The 12,847-nt window shown below is 62.9% G+C and carries 13 protein-coding genes; 4 read left to right on the top strand and 9 right to left on the bottom strand.

The window, feature by feature from the left end:
* Window positions 1–79 precede the first annotated feature (79 nt).
* Window positions 80–1,192, top strand: coding sequence for a CaiB/BaiF CoA transferase family protein (locus IC761_RS02595; RefSeq protein ID WP_195801752.1), 1,113 nt, complete (start codon window positions 80–82; stop codon window positions 1,190–1,192).
* Window positions 1,193–1,232: 40 nt separating this feature from the next.
* Here IC761_RS02595 and IC761_RS02590 read toward each other — a convergent pair whose 3' ends face one another.
* The 3 genes from IC761_RS02590 to hppD form a co-directional block, all read right to left on the bottom strand.
* Window positions 1,233–2,567: an MFS transporter gene (locus IC761_RS02590; RefSeq protein WP_195801751.1), complete on the bottom strand. Its 1,335-nt coding sequence runs from the start codon at window positions 2,565–2,567 to the stop codon at window positions 1,233–1,235.
* Between the two features lie 101 nt (window positions 2,568–2,668).
* Entirely contained in the window at window positions 2,669–3,124 is a 456-nt protein-coding gene (locus IC761_RS02585) for a nuclear transport factor 2 family protein (RefSeq protein ID WP_195801750.1), read from the bottom strand.
* 152 nt (window positions 3,125–3,276) lie between these two features.
* Complete coding sequence (hppD, locus tag IC761_RS02580; RefSeq protein WP_195801749.1) at window positions 3,277–4,398, bottom strand: 4-hydroxyphenylpyruvate dioxygenase; 1,122 nt, start codon at window positions 4,396–4,398, stop codon at window positions 3,277–3,279.
* 120 nt (window positions 4,399–4,518) lie between these two features.
* Between hppD and IC761_RS02575 the strand changes: the two genes are divergently transcribed.
* Complete coding sequence (locus IC761_RS02575) at window positions 4,519–4,998, top strand: Lrp/AsnC family transcriptional regulator (RefSeq protein ID WP_195801748.1); 480 nt, start codon at window positions 4,519–4,521, stop codon at window positions 4,996–4,998.
* A gap of 73 nt (window positions 4,999–5,071) precedes the next feature.
* A complete protein-coding gene (locus tag IC761_RS02570) occupies window positions 5,072–5,383 on the top strand; it encodes a DUF1272 domain-containing protein (protein ID WP_195801747.1) in 312 nt (103 codons plus the stop codon).
* Window positions 5,384–5,503: 120 nt separating this feature from the next.
* Here the strand turns inward: IC761_RS02570 and fahA are convergent, their stop codons facing one another.
* The 5 genes from fahA to IC761_RS02545 form a co-directional block, all read right to left on the bottom strand.
* On the bottom strand, window positions 5,504–6,778 hold the full coding sequence (gene fahA, locus IC761_RS02565; protein WP_195801746.1) for a fumarylacetoacetase: 1,275 nt from the start codon (window positions 6,776–6,778) through the stop codon (window positions 5,504–5,506).
* Window positions 6,779–6,955: 177 nt separating this feature from the next.
* The gene (gene hmgA, locus IC761_RS02560) at window positions 6,956–8,302 is read right to left on the bottom strand and encodes a homogentisate 1,2-dioxygenase (RefSeq protein WP_195801745.1); all 1,347 of its coding nucleotides are present in this window, start codon (window positions 8,300–8,302) and stop codon (window positions 6,956–6,958) included.
* A 2-nt stretch (window positions 8,303–8,304) separates the two neighbouring features.
* A complete protein-coding gene (locus IC761_RS02555; RefSeq protein WP_195801744.1) occupies window positions 8,305–9,261 on the bottom strand; it encodes an MBL fold metallo-hydrolase in 957 nt (318 codons plus the stop codon).
* Between the two features lie 24 nt (window positions 9,262–9,285).
* The gene (locus tag IC761_RS02550) at window positions 9,286–9,507 is read right to left on the bottom strand and encodes a DUF2783 domain-containing protein (RefSeq protein ID WP_195801743.1); all 222 of its coding nucleotides are present in this window, start codon (window positions 9,505–9,507) and stop codon (window positions 9,286–9,288) included.
* Between the two features lie 8 nt (window positions 9,508–9,515).
* Window positions 9,516–11,117 (bottom strand): FAD-dependent oxidoreductase, encoded by a 1,602-nt coding sequence (locus IC761_RS02545; protein ID WP_195801742.1) that lies wholly within the window; start codon window positions 11,115–11,117, stop codon window positions 9,516–9,518.
* Window positions 11,118–11,239: 122 nt separating this feature from the next.
* Between IC761_RS02545 and IC761_RS02540 the strand changes: the two genes are divergently transcribed.
* Entirely contained in the window at window positions 11,240–11,782 is a 543-nt protein-coding gene (locus IC761_RS02540) for a MarR family winged helix-turn-helix transcriptional regulator (protein ID WP_195801741.1), read from the top strand.
* 9 nt (window positions 11,783–11,791) lie between these two features.
* Here the strand turns inward: IC761_RS02540 and IC761_RS02535 are convergent, their stop codons facing one another.
* The gene (locus tag IC761_RS02535; RefSeq protein WP_195801740.1) at window positions 11,792–12,598 is read right to left on the bottom strand and encodes an N-acyl homoserine lactonase family protein; all 807 of its coding nucleotides are present in this window, start codon (window positions 12,596–12,598) and stop codon (window positions 11,792–11,794) included.
* Window positions 12,599–12,847 lie beyond the last annotated feature (249 nt).

Below are 12,847 nucleotides of genomic sequence, written 5' to 3'. Positions count from 1 at the left end.
TTAACTCGCCCCACAGAGGAACGTCCCGGGCGCTTGCCGGTTCATCGACAACTCGCCCGCGACCCGAGGAAACAACAACGTGCTCGACAAAACAGCCCCCGGCGCTTCTCTTCGCACCTCCGGTCCCCTTTCAGGCTTCCGCGTCGTCGAATTCGCCGGCATCGGTCCCGGCCCGTTCGCCTGCATGATGCTGGCCGACATGGGCGCCGATGTCGTCACGCTCGACCGCGTCGGCGCGAAGAAGAGCGTGACGTCGGTGGCGGGTCGCGGCCGCAAGGTGATCGAGCTCGATCTCAAGGACAAGGCCGCAATTGCTGAAGTGCTCGACCTGCTCGCCAATGCCGATGCATTGGTCGAGGGCTTTCGTCCCGGCGTGATGGAACGCCTGGGTCTCGGCCCGGACGTCGTGCTGGCGCGCAATCCAAAGCTCGTCTACGGCCGCATGACCGGCTGGGGCCAGGAAGGCCCGCTGGCGAATGCCGCCGGCCATGACATCAACTACATCTCCATCACCGGCGCACTCGCTGCGATCGGTACCAAGGAAGCGCCGGTGCCGCCGCTCAACCTGGTCGGCGATTTCGGCGGCGGCGCGCTCTATCTCGTCGTCGGCGTGCTCGCGGCGCTGCTGGAAGCCTCGAGATCCGGCAAGGGCCAGGTCGTCGACGCCGCGATGTGCGACGGCGCGGCATCGCTGATGTCGTTCTTCTTCGACATGACCACGATCGGCCGCTGGACCGAAGGCCGCGTGCAGAACTTCCTCGACGGCGGCGCGCATTTCTACGGCGTCTATGAATGCGCCTGCGGGCACTTCGTTTCGATTGGCTCGATCGAGCCGCAGTTCTACGCGCTGCTGCGCGAACACGCAGGCCTGACCGACGCCGATTTCGACGCGCAGATGGACCGCAAGGCCTGGCCGGCGCTGAAGCAGAAGCTGCAAGCCGTGTTCAAGAGCAAGACCCGCGAAGACTGGTGCAAGATCATGGAAGGCACCGACATCTGCTTCGCGCCGGTCCTGACCATGTCAGAAGCGACCGAGCATCCGCACATGGTCGCCCGCAACGTCTTCCTCGAACGCCATGGCGTGAAGCAGCCTGCGCCGGCGCCAAGGTTCTCGCGCACGCCGTCGGCGGTGCGCGAGCCGGAGGCGGCGGAGATTGAGGCAGTGCTGCGGGAGTGGAAGCCGAGGCCGTAGTGCCAGCGTCATGGCGAGCAGTGAACGCCCATCCTTCGCGTCACGAACCCGCGTCGCGCACATGGAGGTCGACCCCCTGCGGATCCTTTACGGTCGAGACCGCGATCAGCGAGATCAGCGACAACACCGCGATGTATGCGCCGATGCGCCAGGACTGGCCAGTACTCGCGATGATCCATTGCGCGATCATCGGCGCAAACGCGCCGCCAAGGATGGCGCCGAGAGCATAGCCGATCGAGACGCCGGAGTAGCGCACTTTTGCCGGAAACATCTCGGCATAGAGCGCCGCCTGCGGGCCATAGGAAAGCCCGAGCGCGATCGTTAGACCGACTCCGGCGACAAGGAACAGCAGGACATCCTTACTGTCGATCAGGAGCCACATCGGCACCGCCCATAGGGCGAGAAGTACGTAACCGATCTGGAAGCAGCGCACGCGGCCAATCCTGTCGCCGAGCACGCCGCCGATCAGCGTAAAAATGAGCCAGCTTGCGGCGGCGAGCACGCTCGCGAGCAGAAGCTGGTCCGAAGGAAGCTTCAGCGTGTTGGCGCCATAGCTGATCATGAAGGCGATCAGGATGTAGCCGGCGGCGTTGTTGGCCATGAAAATCAGCGCAGTGCGGATGATGTCCCGGGCATTGCCGCGAAACAGCTCCGCAAGCGGTGCCGAGGATTCCCTGTGGCGGCGATGCATCGCCTGAAACACCGGCGACTCCTCGACCGTGCGGCGGATCACGACGCCCACGACGATCAGAAAGATCGATATCAAGAACGGAATGCGCCATCCCCAATCCATCATTGCCTGCTTGCCGAGCGTCGACGTCAGGAGCCACAACACGCCGGTCGCGATCATCATGCCGATCGGCGTTCCGATCTGCGGGAACACGCCGAAGAAGCTTCGCCGGTCGACGGGCGCGGATTCGACCGCCATCAACGCCGCCCCGCCCCATTCGCCCCCGGCGGAAAATCCCTGGAGGATACGCAGCAAGATCAGAAGCGCCGGCGCCAATGCACCGATCTGTCCATAAGTCGGCAACACGCCGACCATCGCGGTGGCCACGCCCATCAGCACCAGCGTCCCGACCAGCACGTTCCGGCGGCCGAATTTATCGCCAAGGTGGCCGCAGACGATGGCGCCGAGCGGCCGAAACAAGAACGACAGGCCGAGCGTCGCAAACGACACGATTTGCGCCAGTAGCGGATCGTTCTGATTCATCGGCGCAAAGAACAGGCTGCCAAAGACGAGACCCGCGGCCTGGGCATAGATGAAGAAATCATACCATTCGATCGTGGTGCCCACGAGCGTGGCGATGACAACCTTGCGTTCCTCGCTCGTCATGCCCCGGCTGCGCGCGATGGCGGCGGTCTCAATCGACATCATTCCCTCCATGGTTTTTTTGGTTCTGTGGAAGCGCGGCACAACGTCGCGCTTCCACTGCATGAACGTCGCCGCGCCTTCAGACGCTGCGGTACCGTATCTCAAAACATTCCGTTGCTGTTTGAAGCCGTTTCAGGAAGAGGCTGAATGACGTCCCAGTGCTCTACGATCTTCTTGTTCTCCAGCCTGAATATATCGATGATGGCTGCCCCCTTGGTCCCCGGCTCTTGAACCGCGTGCGAATGGATGATGACGTAATCTCCGTCAGCGAACACGCGCTTTGCTTCCGAATGTGCCTCAGGATATTTCTGCCGGAGAAACTCGACGAACTTGCGGAAGCCCTCTGCGCCATCGGCAACCAGCGGATTGTGCTGAGTGTAGTGCGAGCCGAAATATGAGGCCGCCGCCTCGGGGTTCTTGCCGTTGAGTGCCTTTTCGTAGAACTCCAGAACGATCTGCTTGTTCTGCGCTTCTGCGGGCGTTTCCTGTGCCTTGGCCAGTGAACCACTTCCTGCGAGAACGAGAGCAGCGATCACCATAGTCGTCACGCGAGTCATTTTCGATCCTTTCGATTGCGCGCACCTCACCGAGCGCCCGCTGATGCGGGTCGCGCGGCAATTCCTTGCTGTGGTTTGGGAAGCCCTGGATGTGCGCCTTCGCTTGTCCGGGGCCTCAGGCTTGTTTGATATGGCAGTACCTGGCGATCGGCCTACGCCGTACCGTGCTCAACCTTCAGCACGCCACGCCGGATCTGGTCTTCCTCGATCGATTCGAACAGCGCCTTGAAGTTGCCCTCACCGAATCCATCGTCGCCCTTGCGCTCGATGAACTCGAAGAAGATCGGGCCGATCGCATTGGCCGAGAAAATCTGGAGCAACACCTTGGTCTGGCCGCCGGCGACGACACCCTCGCCGTCGATCAGGATGCCGTTCTTCTGGAGTCGCGTAATGTCCTCGCCGTGCCGGGGCAGGCGGGTATCGACCTTCTCGAAATAAGTGTCGGGCGGTGGCGGCATGAAGGGCAGACCCGCTGTGCGGAGCTCCTCGATGGCGCGGTAGATATCGCGGCAGCCACAGGCGATGTGCTGGATGCCCTCGCCGCGATAGATCTTCAGATATTCCTCGATCTGGCCGGAATCGCCGGCGTCCTCGTTGATCGGGATCCGGATCTTGCCGTCGGGGCTCGTCAGCGCACGCGAGAACAGGCCAGAAGCGCGGCCCTCGATGTCGAAAAAGCGGATCTGGCGGAAGTTGAACAGCTTCTCGTAGAAGCCGGTCCAGACATCCATGCGGCCGCGATGGACGTTGTGGGTGAGGTGGTCGAGATAGAACAGGCCGGCACCGGCCGGCCGTGGATCGCGCGCCCCTAACCACTCGAACTCGGCATCATAGGCCGAGCCCTTGGCGCCGTAGCGATCGACCAGATACAGAAGGCTGCCGCCGATACCCTTGATCGCGGGCACATCGAGCGTCTTCTGCGCGGACGACACATCGGCAGGCTCCGCGCCGAGCGCAATCGCCCGGTCATAGGCGGCCTTGGCATCGACCACGCGAAAAGCCATCGATGGCGCGCAGGGGCCGTGCGCAGCGACGAAATCGTAACCGTGGGTGCCGGGCTCCTCGTTGAGAAGGTAGTTGATGTCGCCCTGGCGATAGGCCGTGATCTTCTTGGTCTTGTGGCGCGCGACCGGCGCGTAGCCCATCAGCCTGAACAGCGCGTGCAGCTCTTGCGGATTGGGATGGGCATATTCGACGAACTCGAAGCCGTCGGTGCCCATCGGATTGTCGGCACTGATGGTGGCCGGCGGTGCATCGTGCGGAAACGGACCCATGGAGTTCTCCCAAATGGCTGCTGGGAGAACTATCCTTCACGGCGCGCGCAAGAGGCGTGCAAACGAGACGTCTTTTGGCTATCATATGCACGATCCGTGCATCAAATGGATAAAACACGCATGATTCCGATTGACGCTTTCGACCTCAAGATTCTGGGCGCGCTCCAGGACGACGGCCGCCTCACCAACCAGGAGCTCGCCGAGATCGCAGGCCTGTCGGCATCGCAATGCTCGCGCCGGCGGATGCGGCTGGAGGAGGAGAAGGTGATAGCAGGCTATCACGCCGATCTCTCCAGCGAGGCGCTCGGCTTCGGCGTGATCGCCTTCATCCAGGTCGGGCTCGCCACCCATTCACCGGACAATTCCAAGCGGTTTCGGACGCTGGTCAACCGCATTGACGAGATCCAGGAAGCCTATTCGCTGACGGGCGATGCCGATTACGTACTGAAGGCCGTGCTGCGCGATCTCAAAGGCCTCTCCAACCTCGTCAACGACGTCTTGATGCCGCACCAGAGCGTGGCGCATGTGCGCTCCTCGATCGTGCTCGACCGGTTGAAGGAAAGCTCAAAGCTGCCGCTGAAAGATTTGAAGCCTGGCTGAAATCGAGGGAACTACGGCATTCGCGCTTCGCGCGCCGCCTGCGATGATTTGCACCAATCCGGGAGATCGAGCCATGGCCCTCCAGCTGCGACCGAACTGCGAATATTGCGACCGCGACCTGCCGCCTGACGCAACGGATGCGCGGATCTGCTCCTATGAATGCACGTTCTGCGCGGACTGCGTCGAGACGAAGCTGTCCAACGTCTGCCCAAACTGCGGCGGCGGCTTTGCGCCGCGTCCGATCCGTCCCACACAGGAATGGCGGCCGGGCGTGTGCACGACCAGGCAAGTGCCGTCGGACAAGCGGGTGCATCTGAAGTACAGCCTGGAGGACGTTGCGGCGCATTGCGCGAGAATCCGCGACGTGCCGCCGGAGAAGCGTTGAAGTCTCTCCGACGTCATTGCGAGGAGCTCTTGCGACGAAGCAATCCAGAATCCCTCCGCAGAAAGATTCTGGATTGCTTCGCCGCGCTCGCAATGACGGAGGACGTGGCGATGGCGGAGCCTACTCCGCCGCCAAGATCGTCCCTTCGACCTCACCAAACCCGATACGATAGCCGTTGCCCTGGCACCAGCCGCGCATGACGAGGCTGTCGCCGTCTTCCAGGAACGAGCGCCTGACGCCACCGGGCAACTCGACCGGTTCGGTGCCATTCCAGCTGATCTCCAGGAGACTGCCGCGCTGGTTCTTCTCCGGGCCGGAGATGGTGCCAGACCCCAGCAAATCGCCGACATTCATGGCGCAGCCGGAGGAGGCGTGGTGCATCAGCTGCTGCACCGAGGACCAGTACAGGTATTTGAAATTGGTGCGGCTGATGCTCGTTGGCGCATTCGCGCCGGCCGCGCGCAAGGAGACGTCGAGCTCGACGCCGTAGTTCTGCGGCTTCGCCTGCTTGAGATAATCGAGTGGCGCGGGCTCCTGCTCCGGCCCGTTGAGCCGGAACGGCTCCAGTGCCTCGCGCGTCACCACCCACGGGCTGATCGAGGTCGCAAACGCTTTTGCGAGGAACGGGCCGAGCGGCACATATTCCCATTGCTGGATATCGCGCGCGCTCCAGTCGTTGAGCAGCACGAAGCCGAAGATCATCTTCTCGGCCTGTTGCTCCGTGAGCATACCGCCCATGGGCGAAGGCTGACCGACCACGACGCCCATCTCCAGCTCGAAATCGAGCCGCTTGCACGGCTCGAAGCTCGGCACGTCGACCGACGGCGGCTTCAACTGCCCGCGCGGGCGCTTCACCTTGGTCCCCGAGACCACCACAGTCGAGGCGCGGCCGTTATAGCCGATCGGCATGTAGAGCCAGTTCGGCTGCAGCGCGTTGTCCTTGCCGCGGAACATCACGCCGACATTGGTGGCGTGCTCCCTGGACGAATAAAAATCGGTGTAGCCGGAGACCGCGAACGGCAGATGCAGTTTGGCCTCGCCCATCGGCACCAGCGCTTGCGTGCGCAGTTCCTCATTATCGCGCAGCTCGGGATGATCATGGCGCAACAGCTCGCTGATCCGCGCACGTGTCCTGGTCCACACTTTTGGCCCAAGCGCCATGAACGGATTGAGCGAGGCGCCGGAGAACACGCCGAGCGGGCCGACATCGAGGCGAGAGTCCTGCTCGAGCTCCCAGAGGTCTAGCACGTAATTGGCGATGGCAACGCCAACGCGCGGCGTCGGATTGGCCGCGGTCGAGAACACGCCATAAGGCAGGTTCTGGATCGGGAAGTCGGAGGCGGGATCGACGTCGATGAAGGAGCGGAGGCTGGGGTCGCTGGGGTGCGTTGACACGTTTGGCCCGGTCCTTTCTTCCTTCTCCTCTTGCGGGAGAAGGTGGCGCGAAGCGCCGGATGAGGGGTTCTATCTGCGTATTCGAATGCGAGAGGCTCACCCGCGGAGAGAACCCCTCACCCGTCTCGCCGCTACGCGGCGAGCCACCCTCTCCCACAAGGGGAGAGGGGAAGAACGTCACGGCCGGTTCGGATCGAAGCGCTTCTCGAGACCCTTCCAGCAATCGGCGTAGTCGTCTTGCAGCGTTGACGCGTTCGCGGCATGCGATGTCACACGCTGCGGGTAGCGGGTCTCGAACATGAAGGCCATGGTTCCGGTCAGCTTCACCGGCTTCAGCTCGCCATTGCTGGCGTGATTGAAGGCGTCGCGATCGGGGCCGTGCGGCAGCATGCAGTTGTGCAGCGAGATGCCACCCGGGACAAAGCCCTGCGGCTTGGCATCGTAGACGCCGTAGATCAGGCCCATGAACTCGCTCATGATGTTCATGTGATACCAGGGCGGACGGAATGTGTTGTCGGCCACCATCCAGCGCTCCGGGAAGATGACGAAGTCGATATTCGCGGTCCCCGCCGTCTCCGACGGCGAGGTCAGCACCGTGAAGATCGAGGGATCGGGATGATCGAAGGCGATCGCACCGACCGGCGAGAAGGCGCGGAGGTCGTATTTGTAGGGCGCGTAGTTGCCGTGCCAGGCGACGACGTCGACCGGCGAATGCGGCAATGTCGTCTTGAACAGCGAGCCGCCCCATTTCACGAACAGCTCGGTCGGCGTGTCCTTGTCCTCGTAATGCGCGACTGGCGTGAGGAAATCGCGCGCATTGGCCAGACAATTGGCGCCGATCGGGCCGCGCTCCGGCAGTGTGAAGGCGCCGCCGTAATTTTCGCAGAGATAGCCGCGCGCCGGCCCGTTCGGAATCTCGACGCGAAACTTCACGCCGCGCGGAATCACCACGATCTCGCCGGGCTCGGCATCGATACGGCCGAACTCGGTGACGAGGCGAAGATTGCCCTGCTGAAGCACGAACAGCAGCTCGCCGTCGGCGTTGTAGAAATGCTGGTCCACCATCGATGTGGTGATGAGATAGACATGCGCGGCCATGCCGGCCTGCGTGTTGACGTCGCCAGCCGTCGTCATGGTCTGCACGCCCTGGAGGAAGGTGACTTCCTCCTTTGGCAGCGGCGTCGGATCCCAGCGCAGCTGCGCGATCGGCAGATCGTATTCATGGCAGGGCGCGGAGCGCCACAGCCCGGCATCGGCCTTCTCGAAGCGGCCGGAATGTTTCACGGAGGGACGGATGCGATAAAGCCAGGAGCGCTCGTTGGTGCCGCGCGGCGCGGTGAAGGGCGAGCCGGAGAGCTGCTCGGCATAAAGCCCATAGGCGCAACGCTGCGGCGAGTTGCGGCCGATCGGCAGCGCGCCCGGCAGCGCCTCGGTCTCAAAGCTGTTGCCGAAGCCGGACATGTAGCCCGGCGTGACCTGCGCCGAACTGCGAATGATCTGATCAGGCGAGGTATTGATGTTCATGACTATCCTCCTCCTTGCAAGTTCGCCCACATCTCCTGGTCGCGCTTGTCGGTCCAGATTACGGGATCGTCGATCCCCGACGCCTCGTCATAGGCGCGCGACACGTTGAACGGCAGGCAGTGCTCGTAGATGGCGAAGCTGTGGAATTTCGGATCCATCACCTCGCGCGTCGCGGCCATCGATTCCTTCAGCGTGCGTCCCTTGGCAACCGAGATTTCGGCCGCACCATAGAGCGAGGTGACGAAGTCGCGCGTCATCGCGATGGCTTCGCGCACGGTGGCAGTGCCCTTCAGCGCATCGCCGCGGCCCGGCGCGATCGCCTTGGGATTGAAGTTGCGGATCTCGTTCAGCGTCAGCGGCCATTCGCGCAAATGCGCGTCACCACAATAGCAGGCCGAGTGATATTCGATGAGATCGCCGGAGAACATGACTTCGGCATCCGGCACCCAGGCGACGATGTCGCCGGAGGTGTGGCCAGCCCCTAACTGCATCAGCCGCACCTCACGCTTGCCGAGATAGATCGACATCTCGCCTTCGAAGGTGAGCGTCGGCCAGGTCAGGCCGGGAATGCTTTGCGCGTCCTGGAACAGGCGTGGAAAGCGTCCATATTCGGAATCCCAATCCTGCTGGCCGCGCTCCTCGATCAGGCGATACGTCTCCTGCGAGGCAACGATGCCTTGCGCCTTGTAGGCGGAGGCACCCAGCACGCGCACGGCGTGATAATGCGACAGCACGACATATTTGATCGGCTTGTCGGTGACGGTGCGGACGCGCTCGATCACCTTGTTGGCCATCGCGGGTGTCGACTGCGCGTCGAACACCAGGCAGCCGTCGTCGCCGACGATGATGGCCGTGTTCGGATCGCCTTCGGCGGTGAAGGCATAGAGATCGGGGCCGATCTCGGAGAAGGTGATTGTCTTCTCTGAGAGATCGCCGGTGGATGCGAAGTTCTTCGCCATCAGTTTTTCCTTAAATTCACCAGGTTATTGTTGTTGCTGTTGCTGCTGGCTGTCGATCATGCGCCGCTTCGCCAGCACGATCGCTTCCCGCAGCACGTCGATGTCGCCGATATGGTTGGCAAAGATCAGGACCAACGCTGCGTCGAAATCGGCGCTCTGCTCGTCGGTCAGGCCGCGATGCGCCTCGACAATGGCGCGAAACGCATCGTCCGGCCGCGCGAAGTTCGAACTGGTTGAAAGCGGCATGCGAAACCTCAATTCAAGCCTGCGGCGCGCGACAGTGCCGCGGATATGGCCTCGCGCGTCGGATGACGGAAGCGCGCGGCGACATAACCATCGGGCCTGAGGAGATAGGCAGCACCCGGCTCGGCGTCATAGCGCTTGGCGACGAGGCCTGAGGGATCGGCAAGTCCGCCCTCGCCGCCAATACGAATCTCCCTGAGACTATCGGGCGCATCGATCGCCGCGCCATTGTTGAACAACAGCAAGGTGAAGTCCGTTCCACCTTTGCGGAACGCATCCGTCAGATAACCCTGCGCGCCAACGGGCGCGTCGAGCATGGAACAGCCCGGCAACGGTCCATCGCGCCACGCATCCGCGTCGCGCGATGACAGCGGCGAATCATAGCTGCACGGCACCGAGAGCCGGCCGCCATTGACCATCCGCTTGCCGAACTCGGTGTCCTTCGCCAGCGACAGCACCGCCTTGCGCAGCCGCGCTTCCTGGTGCGAGTTCGGCGCCATGAAATCGGTTGAACGGGTCGATTCGCGGATGTTCTCGTCGGCCGCCATGCTGCGCTCGACGTGATAGCTGTCGAGCAGGCGCGCAGGCGAAGTGCCACGCAACACGCGATCGAGCTTCCAGGAGAGGTTTTCCGCGTCCTCGAGTCCGGAATTGGCGCCGCGCGCGCCGAAGGGCGAGACCTGATGCGCGGAATCGCCGGCAAAAATCACGCGGCCGTGGAGAAAGCGATCCATCCGCCGGCACTGGAACTTGTAGAGCGAGATCCACTCGAACTCGAACTTGTCGTGGCCGAGCATGCGCGCGATCCGCGGCCGCACGTTTTCCGGCTTCTTCTCGACGACGGGATCGGCGTCGCGGTCGAGCTGGAGATCGATGCGCCAGACATTGTCGGGCTGCTTGTGCAGCAGCGCCGAACGGCCCGCATGAAACGGCGGATCGAACCAGAACCAGCGCTCGGTTGGGAATTCGGCCGTCATCTTGACGTCGGCGATCAGGAATTGGTCCTCGAACACCTGGCCGGCGAAGTCGGCACCGACCATCTGCCGCAGCGAGGAGCGCGCGCCGTCGCAGGCGATGACATATTGCGCGTGCAGCCGATAGGCGCCCTCGGGCGTCTCGATCGTCAGCGCAACGGCATCATTGCGTTGCTCGAGCGCCGTGACCTTGTTGCGCCAGCGCAGCTCGATATCAGGCAGGTCGCCGACGCGATCCACGAGATAGGCTTCGGCGTAATATTGTTGGAGGTTGATGAAGGCCGGCCGCTTGTGGCCGTCCTCGGGCAGCAGGTTGAACTGGTAGAGCTGCTGTTCGCCGTGAAAGATGCGGCCGACGCTCCACACCACGCCCTTGTCGACCATGCGGTCGGCGACGCCGAGCCGGTCCCAATATTCCAGCGAGCGTTTCGAGAAGCAGATCGCGCGCGAGCCCTCGCCGATGCGGTCGGCATCATCCAGGAGGACGACGCGCTGGCCGCGCTGGGCAAGATCAATCGCCAGCGACAGCCCGACCGGGCCGGCACCGACGACCACGACCGGATGCTCGGCCGGGCTTTGACCGGGCCGGTCCTGATCGGGGTGGCGGCGGTAGCCGAACTGGGATTTGGTCTGCGCCATGCGCTAACCTCGGCTCTGGTCAGGGGAGAACTGATCTGCTAGATAGTCTCACGTGCAACTATTTTGGACCGGGGCCGGCCGGCCGTCAACTGGAATTCGGAGCGTTAGCCTTGGCTAGGGACTTGGCGAGGACATCCAGCGATATCGCGCTCAGGACACGCGAGGCGGTAGAGACGTCGCCGCGGCCGAAGTCGCGGCTCGACCTGTTCAAGTTCGTGCCGTTCCGGCTCAACCGGCTTGCGGCGGAAGTGAGCTCTGCGCTCGCGGTCGAATATCAGGAGCGCCACGGTCTCGACATTCCGTCCTGGCGCGTGATCGCGACACTCGGCTTCCGCAACGATGCCTGTAGCGCGCAATACATCTCGCAATGCACCCGCACGCACAAATCCACCATCAGCCGCGCAGTGACCACGCTGTTGAATGACGGGTTGATCGAGCGGGTCGAGAACGAAGCCGACCGCCGCGAATTCCGCCTGCAACTGACGAAGAAAGGCCGCGCGCTTTATGAGGAGCTGTTCCCGCAATTGCTGCGGCGAGAAGACGAGATCCTCGCCTGCCTTTCGCCGCAGGAGCGCAAGCAACTCTCGGCGCTGCTCGGCAAGATCGAGGAGAGCCTCGACCTGATCCAGACCAGCGAAGAGGCCGACGCCAAGCAGGCGTATTAGCCTCCACCGTCATTTCGCAAACGACCGCGACGGCGGTAGATGCAAGGCCCAAGCATCGACCTTGTCGCTGGCGCGCGGGTAGATCTCCGTCACGATCGGATCGTGGCCCGGTATATAGCGGTCAGGATGGCCAGCGAGGCGCTCGATCGTCTCCCAACCGACCGCCATGTCGCCGACATTGTAGACGATCGGGAACGGGCTCTTGCGCTGGAGATTGGCGTAATAATGCGCGGCATCGGAGGCGAGCACCACCGATCCGCGCGCAGTCTCGACCTTGACCACCTGCAAGCCATCCGAGTGGCCGCCGACGCGATGCACGGTGACACCGGGCGCGATCTCGCCATCGCCGGAATAGAAGGTGACGCGCTCGCCATAGACGTGGCGTACCATCTGCGTGACGTGCTCGACCGAGAACGGATGGCGCAGCAGTCCGTTGCACATGCAGCGCCCGGTCGCGTAGGCCATCTCGCGCTCCTGGAGATGGAAGCGCGCATTCGGGAAGCGATCGAGATTGCCGGCGTGATCGTAGTGCAGATGCGTCACGATAATGTCGCGAATGCTCGACGCCGCGACGCCGAAGCGCTCCAGCGCATCGGCCGGATTGAGCGTCAGCTTGCGCGCCCGCGCGCTCGCCTCCTCGGCATTGAAACCGGTATCGACCAGGATGTCGCGACCGCCGCCGCGGATCAGCCAGACGAAATAGTCGAGATCCTGCGCCGCACCGTCATGCGGATCCGGCGCCAGGAAGTTCATGCTGGGGGTGCGCGGCGACATCGTCGCATAACGCAGGGCATAGATTTCGTAGGCGTTTCCCATGGTTTTGCTTTTTCTTCTGAGTGGATCTGAAAGCACGATCCCGCGCACCAAGCCATCGTCCACAGCAAAGGTCAAACACCGGAGGTTGCGCGCGACACCGGCCAGCAATGTGAGACCAATCACATTTTTGTCGTCCTGGACGTCCTAGAATTGACCGACGGAACCCCGAACCGAAATGCGTCGAGTACAACCGTGACAACCGGATTTTTCCCCTCGCCGCTCGCCCCTGTGTCGCGGTCAATTGTCGCG

It is taken from the genome of Bradyrhizobium commune (assembly GCF_015624505.1).
Lineage (GTDB): Bacteria > Pseudomonadota > Alphaproteobacteria > Rhizobiales > Xanthobacteraceae > Bradyrhizobium > Bradyrhizobium commune.
Note: the sequence above shows the minus strand (reverse complement) of the source record. Positions and strands in the feature narration are given on the sequence as shown.